15 protein-coding genes are annotated in these 15,256 nt (G+C 44.4%); 1 reads left to right on the top strand and 14 read right to left on the bottom strand.

Features of this window, described 5'->3' with window-relative positions; translation table 11 throughout:
• Positions 1–268: 268 nt before the first annotated feature.
• Positions 269–1,120, bottom strand: coding sequence for a flagellin (locus J5X92_RS00680; protein WP_013785138.1), 852 nt, complete (start codon positions 1,118–1,120; stop codon positions 269–271).
• A gap of 227 nt (positions 1,121–1,347) precedes the next feature.
• Here J5X92_RS00680 and J5X92_RS00675 point away from each other — a divergent pair, with 227 nt between their 5' ends.
• Positions 1,348–2,334 carry a hypothetical protein gene (locus J5X92_RS00675; protein WP_208804220.1) on the top strand — a complete coding sequence of 329 codons (987 nt, stop codon included), beginning with the start codon at positions 1,348–1,350 and terminating at the stop codon, positions 2,332–2,334.
• On the opposite strand, the gene flgL is transcribed toward J5X92_RS00675, so the two are convergent.
• The 13 genes from flgL to J5X92_RS00610 form a co-directional block, all read right to left on the bottom strand.
• Positions 2,311–3,534, bottom strand: coding sequence for a flagellar hook-associated protein FlgL (gene flgL, locus J5X92_RS00670; RefSeq protein ID WP_013785140.1), 1,224 nt, complete (start codon positions 3,532–3,534; stop codon positions 2,311–2,313). The two genes, J5X92_RS00675 and flgL, sit on opposite strands and share 24 nt — an antisense overlap.
• Before the next feature lie 6 nt (positions 3,535–3,540).
• Positions 3,541–5,670: a flagellar hook-associated protein FlgK gene (gene flgK / locus J5X92_RS00665; protein WP_208804218.1), complete on the bottom strand. Its 2,130-nt coding sequence runs from the start codon at positions 5,668–5,670 to the stop codon at positions 3,541–3,543.
• 17 nt (positions 5,671–5,687) lie between these two features.
• Positions 5,688–6,638, bottom strand: a complete 951-nt coding sequence (gene flgJ / locus J5X92_RS00660; RefSeq protein WP_129737006.1) for a flagellar assembly peptidoglycan hydrolase FlgJ — start codon at positions 6,636–6,638, stop codon at positions 5,688–5,690.
• On the bottom strand, positions 6,638–7,750 hold the full coding sequence (locus J5X92_RS00655; RefSeq protein WP_129737004.1) for a flagellar basal body P-ring protein FlgI: 1,113 nt from the start codon (positions 7,748–7,750) through the stop codon (positions 6,638–6,640). Before J5X92_RS00655 ends, flgJ begins: the two co-directional genes overlap by 1 nt.
• Before the next feature lie 20 nt (positions 7,751–7,770).
• Positions 7,771–8,451: a flagellar basal body L-ring protein FlgH gene (gene flgH, locus J5X92_RS00650; protein ID WP_129737002.1), complete on the bottom strand. Its 681-nt coding sequence runs from the start codon at positions 8,449–8,451 to the stop codon at positions 7,771–7,773.
• 11 nt (positions 8,452–8,462) lie between these two features.
• The gene (gene flgG / locus J5X92_RS00645; RefSeq protein ID WP_013785145.1) at positions 8,463–9,251 is read right to left on the bottom strand and encodes a flagellar basal-body rod protein FlgG; all 789 of its coding nucleotides are present in this window, start codon (positions 9,249–9,251) and stop codon (positions 8,463–8,465) included.
• 48 nt (positions 9,252–9,299) lie between these two features.
• A complete protein-coding gene (locus tag J5X92_RS00640; protein ID WP_208804217.1) occupies positions 9,300–10,043 on the bottom strand; it encodes a flagellar basal body rod protein FlgF in 744 nt (247 codons plus the stop codon).
• A 127-nt stretch (positions 10,044–10,170) separates the two neighbouring features.
• The gene (gene flgE, locus J5X92_RS00635; protein WP_208804215.1) at positions 10,171–11,547 is read right to left on the bottom strand and encodes a flagellar hook protein FlgE; all 1,377 of its coding nucleotides are present in this window, start codon (positions 11,545–11,547) and stop codon (positions 10,171–10,173) included.
• 14 nt (positions 11,548–11,561) lie between these two features.
• A complete protein-coding gene (gene flgD, locus J5X92_RS00630; protein WP_013785148.1) occupies positions 11,562–12,251 on the bottom strand; it encodes a flagellar hook assembly protein FlgD in 690 nt (229 codons plus the stop codon).
• Positions 12,252–12,282: 31 nt separating this feature from the next.
• Positions 12,283–12,705, bottom strand: coding sequence for a flagellar basal body rod protein FlgC (gene flgC / locus J5X92_RS00625; protein ID WP_208804213.1), 423 nt, complete (start codon positions 12,703–12,705; stop codon positions 12,283–12,285).
• Between the two features lie 2 nt (positions 12,706–12,707).
• Positions 12,708–13,139 carry a flagellar basal body rod protein FlgB gene (gene flgB / locus J5X92_RS00620; protein ID WP_208804211.1) on the bottom strand — a complete coding sequence of 144 codons (432 nt, stop codon included), beginning with the start codon at positions 13,137–13,139 and terminating at the stop codon, positions 12,708–12,710.
• 178 nt (positions 13,140–13,317) lie between these two features.
• Positions 13,318–14,148 (bottom strand): protein-glutamate O-methyltransferase CheR, encoded by an 831-nt coding sequence (locus J5X92_RS00615; RefSeq protein WP_208804209.1) that lies wholly within the window; start codon positions 14,146–14,148, stop codon positions 13,318–13,320.
• Positions 14,149–14,162: 14 nt separating this feature from the next.
• The gene (locus tag J5X92_RS00610; protein WP_057793382.1) at positions 14,163–15,092 is read right to left on the bottom strand and encodes a chemotaxis protein CheV; all 930 of its coding nucleotides are present in this window, start codon (positions 15,090–15,092) and stop codon (positions 14,163–14,165) included.
• Positions 15,093–15,256 lie beyond the last annotated feature (164 nt).

The raw sequence follows: 15,256 nt of genomic DNA, 5'->3' as shown, positions 1-15,256 counted from the left end.
CGTATTACTTTTATTATTCGTTATAGGCCTTAAAGAGAGGAAGTAATGTTTACCTTCCCTTTGTTATAGTTATCGTACCGGTTAGCCATTTACTTTAGGTTTTTTTGATCTTTTTGAAAAAACTATTTAGTTCAATAGCTTAAATCACAGAAATAAAAAAAGGCCGATTAAAAAATCGGCCTTTTTGAATTTAAATCACTGTGGAACAGCTGAGGTTAAAGGTTCACTACCTCCTGGCCCCATTCTCTCACTATTATCAACTAGCGTATTAACCTAGAAGCTGTAGTGCCGCCTGTGGACGCTGATTCGCCTGAGACAACACGGTAGTGCTCGCCTGCTGTAGGATCTGGTTACGGGTCAAGTTAGCAGTCTCTGTGGCAAAATCAGTATCTTTAATTTGCGAACGTGCCGCAGATACGTTTTCAGAGATGTTACTTAAGTTACGAATAGTAGACTGGAAACGGTTTTGAAGCGCACCTAAGTCAGCACGAAGGCCACCTACCGCTGAAATAGCGTTATCTACACTGGCTAACATGCTAGATGCATTTTCACTGGTAAGTACGTTATTAGTGCCGCCAGTAATTCCTAAACCTGTCGCACTGAAACCATCTACATTAGCATTCGCAAGCGGTTGACTTGATAGATTTACAGAAATCGTTTGACCAGCGTTTGCACCTACCAAGAACTTGGCAGAGAAGTCACCTGACAATATATTTACACCAGCGAACTGAGTCGTTGTTGAAATACGCGATATTTCAGTTCTTAATGCAGATACTTCTTTTTGAAGTGCTACACGGTCAGCAGAGCTGTTGATACCGTTCTGTGATTGAATTGCTAGTGTACGAATACGTTGAAGAGAAGTCGTCGTTTCAGACAACGCACCTTCAGCAGTTTGCGATAGTGAGATCGCATCGTTAGCGTTACGTACCGCTTGGTTAAGACCTTGAACTTGTGAAGTCATTCGGTCGGTGATTTGTAGACCTGCGGCGTCATCTGCAGCACTGTTTATACGGAAACCCGAAGACAGACGCTCAAAAGACGTACCCAAAGAATTGCTTACATCAAATAATTGACGCTGAGCATTCAATGAGGAAACATTGGTATTGACGAACATAGACATAAAGTCTCTCCTACACTCTCAGTCCAGCGTGAGCTGGCTGCCGGGGATCCGGCTATTACAATTTTAATAGTCACCAATACCTGAGGGGTAATGATGAACTGGCTCTCTCAGTGTTTGTATCGACATAACAGCAGTTCCCTTTAGAATTATTTACAAAAATTGCCGTAGTGCGGTATAAAATTGCCGTTTACGATTACATAACAGTCGGATTTTAAAAGGGTATTAGCGTGAATATAAATTTGAAGATTAACGCGGTTGAGCGAATTTCATCGGAAGGTGAGCACTGCGCATTCACTGATTTAATCGAAAATCCCTTCGACAATAGTCGTAAATCACTACTGTGCTGCTATCGACGAGCCTTAAACCATATAAGCCCAGATGGCGTTGTAATTGTCTGCAAAGTGAATGTTGATTCGGGGGCAAAAACTTACCAGCGACTGGCACTACCCTCTTGGGATTTACGCGATCCAAAATTTTGTTTTGATGGTCGAAAGTTAATCATCACTGCCTATGCTAAGCACAAAGACGCAAATACGGGTGCGGTAACCACTAAAATGGTGAGTTACTTTTCTACCACGGGAGATTCTTGGTCAACACCTCACTTTTTTGGGCATTCCGGTTGGTGGCTTTGGCGCATAACATGGAACAAGGATAAGGCTTATGGTTTTGCCTATAACCGCAAAAGTCAAAGAATTGATTTGTATGTAGGCAACCCACGCAAACAACTTTACCTTCAAAAGAAAGGCGCTATTTCTTTTGAGAAGCACACATTTGGCTACCCGAATGAAAGCCATATATTGTTTGATGATACTGATAAGGCAACGGCGATTGTACGCCGAGATGCTGATAGTTTCAGCGCCAAACTAGGTTTCTCATCTCCGCCCTATACCAATTGGAAATGGCACGATTTGAAACAGTACGTTGGAGGGCCGGTTATGTTATCACTTACCGAAAATACGTATGTGGTAGCAGGTAGAAACTGGGATGGTAAAAGTCTGACAACGGCAATTTGGTTACTTTCATCAACTGATTATTCGCTGAAACTTCTGATGACCTTACCGAGTAAAGGAGACAATAGTTATCCGGGGGTAGTATGGCAAGACGACACGCTGTATGTCTCTTATTACTCAGATCATATCGATAACAAAACCCGAGTATATCTTGCTACATTGTCAGGGATGAATAGCCTATTAAATGAAGTTAAACAAGGATAAATTAGACACTTGCGGAAAAGTAGCCAATGCCGCATTGAGTGCCGTTTCTTGTTTGGCAAATTCCGTAGAGGCCTCTGCATAATCAACATCTTGGATTGATGAACGGGATGCCTTTGCCGCAATTTCCATATCAAGGTTACTTTCGTAAGTAGATTCAGCGATATTTAGGCGGCTACCTATAGAGGCGCGTTCTAAAGATATTTTTTCTAACCCATTATCTAACCCAACTAATGAGTCGGCAATGGCTTCTTGCAGCGCACTATCATCAATGGTGCTATCCATAAGTATGGTTTGAATTTCATGAAGCGATTGAGCCATACTCTTTTTCTCAGGCGCATCCAAAGAAAAATTAATGGTATCGCCAACAGCAGCACTCGCTTCAAACTGCATACCCTTGATAGTAAATGGGCTACCGGAAGTGTAGCCAACCGTTCCCACAACTGCGCCTGTGCCTGTATTAGTTAACTGTGCTTCTCCCGATGCTAAAAACTCCACTTGATAGTCATTATTAGCACTGGTCACTGGGTCGTAATTCTTATTGAAAAAGGTATCAAACGTACCTTGTTCTTTTACCACCGTGTTTTGTAAATCGGCTACTGTACTGCCGGTTACTGAGAAATCAAAACGAGATAGTACGTTCTCAAAAACTTCATAACCGTTGCTGGTAGATTGTATCTTTGAGCTAGACGATAACTGAATAAAACTTACACCTGCATCACCTGAAAATGTAATGGCATTTCCTGATGATGCGGGGTTGTAGGTAAAGGCTTGGTTCGCAGATTGATAACCTGCATACATGTAATTGCCATCAGCATCTTGCGTATTCATTAAGTCGAATATTTCCAACTTAATTTGTTCTAATTCAGCCCCGATAGCGCGTTTGTCAGGGTCATCAAGAATACCCGAGCCTGCTTGAACGACTAATGTTCTAGCACGGTTAATCGAATTAGTAATATTCGTTAGCACTGCTTCTTGCTGTTCTAAAGAGCCTGTTACCAAATCATTATTTCGTTGAAATTGCGTCAGCCCATCAAGCTCTTCGGTCAAGCGCAATACTTTTGCAGCGCCCACAGGATCGTCTGCCGGCGTAATGATCCGCTTACCCGTCGCTAACTGCTCTTGCGTTTTAACCAAACCTTCTTGGTTTTCCATAATGGAGCGAATGCTTTGGTCGTAAACTTGACTCGTCGATATACGCATAATCTGTTACCTCGCCGCACTTAGAATGGTGTCGAACAACTCTTGCGCTGTGCTCAAAATTCGTGCTGCGGCAGAATAAGACTGCTGAAACTTAACCAGGTTTGCCGCCTCTTCATCTAGACTTACTCCAGATACTGACTCAAACCAATTTTCTGATTGGGTTTTCATTGCCTCTGCTGAAGTTAACGAAATGTCAGCCATGGCTGCGTCTTCACCAATTCGCCCGACCATAGATGCATAGGCATCTTGAAAAGTACGTTGCTGGTTGGTTGATTCACTGCTCACTTGCACGAGATTCTCGTTCTGCAACGCTGCGATCTCAAGTGCATTACTGTTGTCGTTGAAACCATCAGTGTTGTAACTAATAGTAAAACTATCACCTGCTTTAGGTACACCATCTAAACTGATGTCGTAACCTGGGTAGTCATCTAGTGATGAAAATGCTGCAGGCCAAGCTGGGCTACTGCCACTACTTTCTGCCTGTGCTAATAAGTTGCTTAAATTCGTTGCGCCCGTCACATTGGTAATGACATTTGGCGGTGTCTCTCCATCTAACACTTGATAGCTATCTTCTGCGGTGAAGACGATTTGAGCTGGCGCGCCAAATGTACCACTTGGCGAGCTGGCTAAATCATGTATTCCACCTGCACCATCAAATGCAGATTGTTCGGTACCACCGCCAACTTCCGTGTTGGTAATCGATACCCCACTTACATTGGCGCTACCTAAATTCGTGGCATCTGCTTGAGCTCTTACGGGCGCCGCAAACGCGAGATCTTCAGGTCTGTTTGTGGCTAGCTCAATGGATGATGCAATCGTTTTAGTCGGTTGCATCAAGAATTCATCGCCAACCGCATAGGTGGAGGTACCGCCAAATTCTACTTCAATACCACCTGGTAATTCATTGAAGCCACTAGTAACGGTGTAGTTTGAATAAACAATATCATTCCCAGATCCGTCTTTTTGCGGTGTTCCATCAGGATTTAATAAAGTAATTTCTATTTCGCTAGGAACCCCTGCAGATACCGCAGTCACTTCAATTTGATAATCGGCATCAGTGAGTTCAGCGCCTTTGCCAGCAACAAGCTGCCCAACGACCTGATAGTCTCCGCTGGTATCTTGAGTTTCTAATCCCCTAAAAGTAGGAATGTCGAAGATATTGCCGCCTAGTTGACCGTCTAAATCCATCCCCAACTTGTTTTGGGTATTTACTGCGTCGGCAAAGGTAACAGAAAGCTGGCCTACGTCGCGCATCGCCGTGCCTAGCACTTCATTTCTGTAACGAAATAATCCGCCTAGGCTGCCCCCTAAGTCACTTTCAACAATACGGATGGTAGTATCGTTTTTCGTTTGAGAACCAAAATCTGTTTCTAACTTAAGTTCTTTGCTGGTTGAATCTGCACTGGTACTTATTTCGAATAAATTAAACGCGCCGTTTTCTAATATGAGTGATTCGCCAGTGGTCAAATTCACGGTAATCGCACCGTTTTGACTTTGACTGTCTTTCACATCGATAGCCATAATAGAGGCAAGCTCTTCAACGGCGGCATCTCGTTTATTCATTAATGCGCTGGGTTCGTCGCTAGTGTTGTTTCCTTTGGCAATCACGATGTTTTTGTTGAGTTCGCCAATAGAGCTAATCAAGCTATTGGTTCTGTTCACCAAAGACGTGACTTCAAGGTTAAACTCTTCTTCCTTTTCCACCATGTAATCTGACAGGGTTTTCATACGTTGATACAGCGACTCTGATTTTCCTAATACCTGTTCACGAGACGCTAGGTTTGTAGGGTCGTCTGAGGCAGTTTGTACCGCTGCAAAATAGTCACTAATGCCTTTAGATAGAGAGTTCGCCTCACTGGCTAAAAGGGTATCAATCGCTGACGTTTTGGAAGAAAAAGCCTCTAGCTCACCTACCGAAGTTATATCGCGGCGAAGCTGGTTTTGCGCAAATACATTTATAATTCGCTCTGTATTTCCGATTTCAACACCGAATACATCGCTGTTAACCAGCTCGGTGCGTTCACGTACGTACCCAGGCGTATTTACATTGGCAATATTATTACTGGTAGTTTGTAAAAGCTTACTACTGGCGTTTACACCACTGGTGGCTAGGGAAAATAAATCAACTGCGCTCATATATTAAACCCCTCTTCTTACGGCATTAAGCCGTTAAGCCTATCGCTGTGGTAAACCGCCATAATTTTACTGGCGTAGTTAGGATCCGTAGCATATCCAGCGCTTTGTAGTTCTCGCGTATAACTGTGTGCATCTGAGGCTTGTTCCACCGCTTGCTGATAACGAGGCTGTGTGACAATAAAGCGCCCATAGTCGTCAACTGCCTCTTCTAATGAAGCATAGGAGCGAAATGCCGCTTTTTGCTTTTGTGGAATGCCGCTATTGAATTCAAGGGTATCGACTACCGCTTGCTTGCCGTCCCACTGCGAATTCGCTTTAATCCCGAAAAGATTATGCGAACTTTCACCGTCGCTATTGTGAATAACAAACTTGCCCCACCCCGTTTCAACCGCGGCCTGTGCAATAATCGCTTTTGCATCCATACCGTACTTTTCAGCCACTTGTTCAGCATAGGGACGCAGAGTTTCAACAAAGTCTTCGGGGCTATCGAACATGCTGTCTTTCGTGGCCGATTGCACACCTTTAGATTCAGAAGCCAGCACAGTTTCTTGCGCTTGCTCTGTAGCGATAACACGGTCGCGGTTCAGCGAATTCAAGTTACCGTCACTGCGAATTACGCTGGCAGGTAAATAACTGTCTTCAGATTGGCCCATTTGTTTAACGATAATGTCAGCCAACCCCATACCGCCACCTGCCGTTAAATCGGTTGCAAGCTGTTGGTCGTGCATGTCCCGATAAAACTTAACTTGCTGGGAATTAAACGGGCTATCTTCATCGGCAAGCGCGTCTTGTGCTTTACGCATAGACTTCAGCATCATTTGCACAAATATGGCTTCGAACTGCTCTGCCGCTTCTTGCAATACACTTTCATCACCCGAAGCAATGGCCTCGCGCATTTTATTAATACTGCCAAGATCGTGAACATTGCGTGCCATATCGAGCTGATTTTTTGAGCTGAATGCTTCCATTAGATGATCACCAATTCACCATGTAGCGCACCGGCCTGCCTTAATGCTTCTAAAATCGCCATTAAATCACCTGGTGCAGCACCCACTTCATTAACCGCTCGCACTAGCTGATCCAGTGTCACTCCCGGTTCAAACGAAAACATGCGACTGTCTGATAAATCCACATCAACAATCGACTGTGTTGTTACCACCGTTTCACCATCTGCAAACGCATTGGGCTGGGTAACTTGTTGATTTTCTGAAATTGTCACTGTTAACCCGCCATGGGTAATAGCGGCAGGTAGTAAACGCACGTCTCGACCAATTACAATCGTACCGGTACGGCTATTGATGACAACTCGCGCAGGCGCATCGGCTGGCGTGAATTCAAAATTTTCGAGTGTGGCCAAAAAGCCCACTCGCTGACCAACATCTCTTGGCGCTGATACACGCACTGACGCGGCATCAATCGGCGTAGCGATGGAATAACCTTTTTCTGGCTGTGCACCTAATCGCTCGTTAATCACATCAGCTAACGCTTTTGCAGTTGAAAAGTCAGGGTAATGCAAGTTCAGTGTTAATGAATCGCCATTGGCAAAACCGCTTGGTACGGTTTGCTCAACCATGGCACCGTTAGGAATACGGCCTACTGTCGGTGTGTTCACTACAATTCGCGAACCATCGCCGCCTTGTGCACCAAAGCCACTTACTACCAAGCTACCTTGCGCTACTGCATACACTTTGCCATCTACACCGCGAAGGAATGTTTGTAGAAGCGTGCCGCCTTGCAAGCTACTCGCTTCCCCTACTGACGACACGGTAATATCAATGGTCTGCCCTGGCTTAGTAAAAGCAGGCAATTCTGCGTGAACAGCTACCGCTGCCACGTTTTTGATCTTGGGTTTAGTGTTGGAATCTAAGCTGATACCAAAGTTACTTAGCATGGTACGAAAGCTTTGCTCGGTGAAAGGACTTTGTTCACCAGTACCAGGTAAACCGACCACTAAGCCATAGCCTACTAACTGGTTGCTTCTCACCCCTTGGATACTTGCCAAGTCTTTGATGCGTTGTGCATTAACATTGCCAGATAGCACCAGTGTTAATGCGATAAGTAGTACTGAAAACAAACGCATAATAATTCTCCTAGCCCCGCTTAAAGCGGCCACCATGATGATGTGAAAAACTTCGTAAGCCAGCCTTTTTCCTGCGCACTAGCAAAGGAGCCCGTACCGCTGTATTGAATTCTGGCATTAGCTATCTTTGTCGATAACACTTCATTTTCGGGACTAATGTCAGATAAGCGAATAATGCCCGTTAAACGAATGTATTCATCGCCATGGTTTAGAGTGAGCCACTTTTCGCCGCGAATAACTAAATTGTCATTGGGTAGCACTTCCACTACCGTAACCGAGATATTTCCCGATAAACTGTTACTTTGGTTTGTTGCCGCATCACCTGCAAAGTCGTTTGACGAACTCACGCCAAGCTGAACAGATTGGCCGCCAATATTTAATGCTTGCCCACCTAATCCGGTGATCGTGTCTAAATCTACCGTGGTGTCTTTTGATGTCGATGTACCAGCTGATTTACTCGCGTTGGTATTTTCACTCAACGTGATAGTAATAATGTCGCCAACCCGTCTAGCCGTCATATCTGAATATAAGCTATTGGCCATATAAGAGCGGAACAGCGAACCATCTTCTACAATCTTCTCGCGAGGATAATCAGGTACCACTGGGGCAAACGATGGATCGTTTGCTTGAACCGGTGGCTGGTTAGTGCTTGCACAACCTGCCAATATTGTCACTGAAAGAAAGAGTCCGAGAATTCGCATAACATTACTCACTAAAGTTGCTGAATGACTTGTCCAAGCATCTGATCCACAGATGAAATCACTTTCGAGTTCATCTCGTACAAACGCTGACTTTCAATCAAATTAACCAGCTCTTCGGTCACATTCACGTTACTGGTTTCTAGCGTACCTTGTGCAATAGTGCCTATACCTTGAAGGCCTGGCACACCTTGAATAGGCGCGCCGCTTGATGCGGTTTCAACGTAGAGGTTCTGTCCAATAGGCTGAAGGCCAGTTGGGTTAATGAAGTCTGATAGGTTCATTTGCCCAAGCACTTGCGGCTCGGCTTGACCACGAATTGACACGCTGATTTCACCGTCTTGTGAAATGGTAATTTGCTGCGCGTCCTCTGGAATTGCCACTTCAGGTTGGAGTAAAAAACCCGCGCCAGAAGTTACTATCTGACCTTGATCGTTCATTGAAAACTGACCATTTCTTGAGTAGGCAATGGTGCCGTCAGGCTGCAATATTTCAAAATAACCGCGCCCCTGAATAGACATATCTAACGCATTATCCGTGGTTAGCAAGTTGCCTTGGGTATGTGCTTTTTGTGTTGATACCACCTTTGAACCAGAACCTAACATAAGGCCAGAAGGTAATTCGGTATCAGCTGATGAGCGGCCACCAGGTTGGTTTATATTCTGATAAAGCAAATCTTCAAAAATTGCTCTGTCTTTTTTAAAGCCTACCGTTGATGCGTTAGCCAGGTTGTTCGATACCACCGCGACATCTGTTTGTGCGGCATCAAGACCTGTTTTACTTATCCACAATGCTGGGTGCATGGCAACCTCCTAACCTTTAAAGTTCGTATAACAAAATTGTTAACTATTCTATAGAATGCGCAGTAATTGGTTGCCGCGAGCATCTAGCTCATCAGCTTGCTTCATCATCTTCACTTGAAGCTCATAGTGGCGCTGAAGGCTTATCATATTGACCATTTCGTCAACGGCATTCACGTTCGAGCCTTCCAACATGCCAGACATTACTTTCACACCAGCACTTGCTGGGGCTATCGTGCCATCTTCCATTCTAAATAAACCATCAGTGCCTCGTTCCATATCGGCATAGTTCGGCTTAACCAGTTTCAACCGGCCAACATCTTCAATTACATTTTCTGGCGCGCCAAGCTGTCTCATTGACAAGGTGCCGTCCATACCGATATCTAAATTATCTAGCGGCACAGGAAGGAAAATTGGACCGTTATCGCCTAAAACGGGGCGATTGTGCACATCTGTCAAAATACCGTCGTCACCCAGCTTAAAGTTACCGTCACGAGAATAGGCTTCTTGCCCATTGTCATCTTGAACGGCAAACCAGCCATCGCCTTGTATCGCAACGTCTAAATCACGACCCGTTTGAATCATAGGACCTGATTCATAGTTGTTTGACGGACTTTCGGTCATTGAAAAAACGCGAGACGGCAAACCTTCGCCGTAGGCAGGCATTGACCTTGCCTGTTCTAACTGAGCTCTAAACCCAGTTGTTTGCGCGTTAGCCAAGTTATTGGCACGAAGCCCAGTACCTAAAAGGTCTTGAGATGCACCACTGGCAGCAATGTAGAGAAGTTTGTCCATGACTGACTTTTGACTCTGGTTAAACCATATACAGGTTTTGCAATCCCAGTGCCAACATGCACAAATAGAAGTGGATACAAAAAAACCGCAACTAAAGTTGCGGTTTTTGCTAGTTAAACGTCAATGTTTATCGGATGTTCAGGATAGTCTGGTTAAGCGAGTTATTCACTTCGAGTGCTCGAGAGTTAGCCTGGAAGTTCCGCTGTGCAATAATCATATCGATGAGCTCAGTGGTTAGGTTAACGTTGGCTTGTTCAAGGGCTGATGAGTTAATTTCACCGAAAGTCCCCGTCGTCGCTTCACCCGCCAATGCTTCACCAGATAGGATACTTTCTTTCCACTCAGTGCTGCTTTGCTGCGTTAAGCCCTGCTCATTAGCAAATCTCACTAAGGCCACACGTACGATAGGTTCTGACGTACCGTTTGAGAACGTCGCTCGAACCAAGCCGTCTGGGCCAATATCAATACCCGTCAAACGACCAACAGGCAAACCATCTTGCTCTAATGACGTCACTTCGAATGCTGATGCGTATTGCGTAGGTTCCACCGTGGTAGCATTTGCAGGGTCTAAGTTAAAATCGATCCCTATTTGTTGAGTCGCATCCGCACCGTTTGATAATGCAGAACCAAGCGCTTCAGTCGTTAATTTATAATCGGTAGTTTGAATGCCATCTGGTGATTCAATTCCAATAAAGTCACCACCTTGAGAAAACACAAGTTTAGCTGCTGTAACACCGTTACCTGTGTTAGTACCCAACGAGTTTACCGCTGTAGTAGGGTCGGAATCAGTACCTGTAGAGTTCACTAAATCAGTAAGTTGATCGTCTACCGCTGTTGCCACATACCATTCATTGTCTGCCGCCACATCTTTAACGAAGTAATACGTCATCACGTGGCTGTCGCCTAGTGAATCATAAACCGTTACCGAGGTTGCCGCGTTGTAGGTAAGTGGATCTTGTGGGTCAAATGCAGCTGGATCTAACCCTTGATCACCTGCAGGTAAGTTCATACGGATATCAACTTCTGAGGTTTGTGCTGGAGAACCTGATGAATCTGGGATTTGCACTGGCTCTGTAGTACTCAATGCAACGGATGAACTAGTAGAGTCTGAGTTAACGGGGAAACCTAAAAGTAAGTCGCCGTTACTGTTAACCACATAATTGTCATCATCTAACTTGAACTGACCAGCACGGGTAAACGAAAAGTCTCGTGAGGTTTCATCAGGCACGGTGGCAAAGAAACCATTCCCAGTAATCGCCAAATCAAGTGCAGTATTGGTGAACTGCAAGCTACCTTGCGAAAACTGCTGGGCCACATCTTGTGTCAAAACACCGTCGCCCACTTTGGTTTTACTTCCAGCCAATAGTGATGTGGCGTACACGTCGCCGAATTCAGCGCGAGACTCTTTAAAGCCAACCGTATTTACGTTTGCGATGTTATTCGCGGTTACATCTAAATCTTTTTGTGCGGCAGCTACGCCACTTAGTGCAATATTAAAAGACATGCTTCTTTCTCCTGCTAACTGCCGATTTGAATAACGTCATCAAGACTAATGCTGACTTCGCCATCTAAATTTAAAATTACGCCCTGACCACTGCCGGCCAAACTAACACTTCCTACATGACGGTTAATGGCTGTATTCAATTGAACGCCTTCACCGTTTAATTCGCCTGTAGCGCTGATTACGTAGTCACCCGCTGGCATATCGTTGCCTTGGGTATCCTTGCCATCCCATTCAAATTGAATGTTGCCAGCGGCTTGTGTGCCAGCATCAATGGTCTTAATTACTTCACCGTATTGATTTTCAACGGTGATCGTCATGTTTTGTACACTCTGCTCATTAACCACAACACCCGATACCCCAGCAGCGTCGCTAGACATATGCCCTACGTTGCCCTGCACTAACACGTTCTGGCCTATTAAGCTGGATGCTTGCAATGCCTGGTTAGATGTCATCGAGGCGGCGAATGACTCGAACTTATCATTCAACTGAGAAATACCGTCAGCCATAGTGAATGATGTCATTTGCGCTACCATCTGATCGTTATCTACGGGTTTAGTAGGATCCTGATTCGCTAATTGCTCGGTTAACATGGCAAAAAAGTCTTCTTGCGAAAGCTGTTGCTCTGTTCCATCGACAACCGGAACCGTCTCTTCTTGCCAGTAGAGTTCGTTGTTCAGGCCAGTGGTGTTGTTAATTGTGGTCACAGTATTTTCCTCACATTACCTATGCGGCAACTTATTGCCCTTGTCCTAGCTGCAGTACCCGACGGAATATCCGTTTGGTGGTATCAGCAACCTGAACGTTGGTTTCATAGGCTTTTGACGCCGACATCATATTTGCCATTTCTTCAACGATGTTTACGTTCGGCTTATAGATATAACCCTCTTCGTCAGCCATTGGGTTATGCGGAGCATACTCAACTTGCAATGGCGCATCGCTTTCTACAATTCCCTTAACTTCAACACCCACACCCTTGCTTTGATCGCCCATGGCTCGCTGTAACTCAGCGGCAAACACAGGTTGTCTTGCACGGTAGGTTTCGTCATAACTACTGCTTACCGAGTTCGCGTTAGCAATGTTACTAGCGGTGGTGTTTAAACGAACATTTTCAGCTTCCATACCGGTACTGGAAATTGACATCACATTAAATAAGCTCATGATTACTGGCCTCCAGAACTAAGGGCTTTTTTCATACCTTTAACTTTACCGTTAATAAACTCAAGTGTGGCTTGATAGCGTAAACCGTTATCTAAAAAGCGGTTACGTTCTGCCTGTACTTCCACCGTATTGCCGTCTCCGGTATCCGGTTGAGTGGGTATGCGGTATTGCATTTCAAAATTTGATGCTACCGACGATATATCGCCACCTATGTGTTTATCGTGTGTTCTCGCTAAACTGCCACCACCCAATTTATGCTGCCCTTCCTGGGCGCTCATGGCTGACTCCATCGCTTTATTAAAGTCGATGTCTTTAGCTTTATAACCAGGGGTATTGGCGTTCGCTAGGTTTCCAGAAATGACTTCCATTCTGTCGGTGCGTATTGCTAACGCCGACTGATGAAACCCGACTAACTTGTCGAGATTAATGGCCATATTGAAAACTCCTAGCTGCGAAATTCCGAAAATACGTCATGAATTAAGAATGACGAATTAACTATTATAGAATTTTACTAGCAAGGCAGATGCCAACCTGAAGATTGGCACTGTATAAAAAAGAGGAAAGAAACGGAGAAAATATAAACTATTATATTAAATTCAGTATGTTATATGTTTATTTCTTTTGGTAGTACAAGCCAGGATTACATTTTATCATGGCATATGTATCGCTTGCCGCACTGATAGATTCAGACGCGCCAAGGAAAAGGACACCGGCAGGTTGCAGCTGTCCGGCAATTTGTTGCAGTATCTTTTGTTTCACATCTGCCGAAAAATAAATCAGCACATTGCGGCAAAAAACGATGTCAAAGCGGCCAAGTGCTGCATAGGAGGTTAACAAATTCAAACTTCTGAATGAAACCATGTTGCGCACTTCTGGCTTAACCTGCATTTGGCCACTTTCATGAGGCTGGAAAAACATAGCTCTACGTTGTGGCGATAGCCCTCTCGCCAGCGAAAGTTCATCATATAGCCCTTGGCTACACTTATTTAGCATTTCAGAAGAAAGGTCAGTGGCTATAATTTCAACCCCTTGCCTAAGCAATCCAGGTCGCTGTTTTTGAAACTCTAGAATGGACATAGCAATAGAGTAAGGCTCTTGTCCAGACGAACAAGCTGCACTCCAAATTCTAAGTTTTTGATTTTTTGTTGCGAGTTGAGGAAGTAAATCGCGTTGTAGCAACTCAAATGGATAAGTATCTCTAAACCACAATGTTTCATTTGTGGTCATCGCATCGATGACACTTTGTAAAAGGTTACGATCGTAACCCTTTACAACCACATCAATAAGCGCATCAGTATTGTCATAGTCATGCTTATATAACAAAGACGCAAGCCTGCTTCTTACAAGGTATTGCTTGTTTTCCCCGAGTACTATTCCACATTGTTTCTCGAGGAAGTGCCGAAACTTTTCATAGCTTGCCGGCGACACATTTTTATTATCCAACCCCTACCGCTCCGTTATTCACAATCCGTCATTAACCACTTCTGAACTGCTGTTGCTAGTTCATCGGGGTGAAATTTCGCAATAAAGTCATCCGCTCCCACTTTCTGAACCATGGCTTGATTGAATACGCCACTTAAAGAAGTGTGAAGTACAACATGAAGCTTCTGAAGTTCTGGTGTATTTTTGATTTCCGCCGTAAGGGTGTAACCGTCCATCTCTGGCATTTCTATGTCAGAGACTAGCACCCCAATTCGCTTGGTAATATCACCATATTCTTCAGCGATTTCCTTCAAGCGGTTTAACGCTTCTAAACCATTCTTTGCTAGCTCGATTTCTAACCCGAGTGAGGTTAGCGCTTTTTTAACTTGGTTTCTTGCCACGGCCGAATCGTCAGCAATGAAGATAATTTTGTCTTCTTTACCTTCCGTAGAAAGCCCTTCAGCAACATCGGCGCTTACTTCTGCATTAAGCGGTGAAATTTCATTGAGGATTTTTTCTACGTCGAGAATTTCAATTAATTCGTTTTCTACTTCAGTAACAGCGGTTAAATAACTCGCTCGGCCTGTCCCTTGAGGGGGCGGCATGATGGCATCCCAGTTGGTATTAATGATGCGCTCAACAGCGCCCACTAAAAACCCTTGAACAGAACGGTTGTATTCAGCAATAACGATAAACGCGTTTGATAAGTCTTCAATACGCTTGCCACCTGTTGCCATGCTTAAATCAATGACAGAAATAGTTTGCCCACGAATATGTGCTACTCCGCGAACTAACGAGTTCAACTTTGGCATTGAAGTCAGTGGTGGACACTGAAGCACTTCACGTACTTTAAACACGTTTATACCAAAGCGTTGACGGCCATTAAGCCTGAACAACAATAACTCAAGACGGTTTTGACCAACTAATTGGGTTCGTTGGTTAACCGAGTCTAAAATTCCCGACATATCTCACCTCTTTTTAATACTGGGCATGATCATTGCCTTCACTAAAGAGAATAGACAATATCACTAAATGTATGCAGGTCAAACGACAGAAAAATGACGGTTTCGCTGCATGTACAACTTAATCACGGACGTACGCAAGTTATTGTCTCAACCTAATTTGTCTT

The sequence above is a fragment of the Alteromonas sp. K632G genome, assembly GCF_017653625.1.
Classification (GTDB): domain Bacteria; phylum Pseudomonadota; class Gammaproteobacteria; order Enterobacterales; family Alteromonadaceae; genus Alteromonas; species Alteromonas naphthalenivorans.
This window is presented reverse-complemented; position numbering and strand designations above follow the sequence as displayed.

What these genes read in the sequence shown, in the direction of transcription:
- flgE (WP_208804215.1), bottom strand. Translation starts at nt 11,547, where the DNA reads ATGTCTTTTAATATTGCACTAAGTGGCGTAGCTGCCGCACAAAAAGAT.
- flgL (WP_013785140.1), bottom strand. Translation starts at nt 3,534, where the DNA reads ATGCGTATATCGACGAGTCAAGTTTACGACCAAAGCATTCGCTCCATT.
- J5X92_RS00640 (WP_208804217.1), bottom strand. Translation starts at nt 10,043, where the DNA reads ATGGACAAACTTCTCTACATTGCTGCCAGTGGTGCATCTCAAGACCTT.
- J5X92_RS00680 (WP_013785138.1), bottom strand. Translation starts at nt 1,120, where the DNA reads ATGTCTATGTTCGTCAATACCAATGTTTCCTCATTGAATGCTCAGCGT.
- flgK (WP_208804218.1), bottom strand. Translation starts at nt 5,670, where the DNA reads ATGAGCGCAGTTGATTTATTTTCCCTAGCCACCAGTGGTGTAAACGCC.
- J5X92_RS00610 (WP_057793382.1), bottom strand. Translation starts at nt 15,092, where the DNA reads ATGTCGGGAATTTTAGACTCGGTTAACCAACGAACCCAATTAGTTGGT.
- flgB (WP_208804211.1), bottom strand. Translation starts at nt 13,139, where the DNA reads ATGGCCATTAATCTCGACAAGTTAGTCGGGTTTCATCAGTCGGCGTTA.
- J5X92_RS00655 (WP_129737004.1), bottom strand. Translation starts at nt 7,750, where the DNA reads ATGCGTTTGTTTTCAGTACTACTTATCGCATTAACACTGGTGCTATCT.
- flgH (WP_129737002.1), bottom strand. Translation starts at nt 8,451, where the DNA reads ATGCGAATTCTCGGACTCTTTCTTTCAGTGACAATATTGGCAGGTTGT.
- flgJ (WP_129737006.1), bottom strand. Translation starts at nt 6,638, where the DNA reads ATGGAAGCATTCAGCTCAAAAAATCAGCTCGATATGGCACGCAATGTT.
- flgG (WP_013785145.1), bottom strand. Translation starts at nt 9,251, where the DNA reads ATGCACCCAGCATTGTGGATAAGTAAAACAGGTCTTGATGCCGCACAA.
- flgC (WP_208804213.1), bottom strand. Translation starts at nt 12,705, where the DNA reads ATGAGCTTATTTAATGTGATGTCAATTTCCAGTACCGGTATGGAAGCT.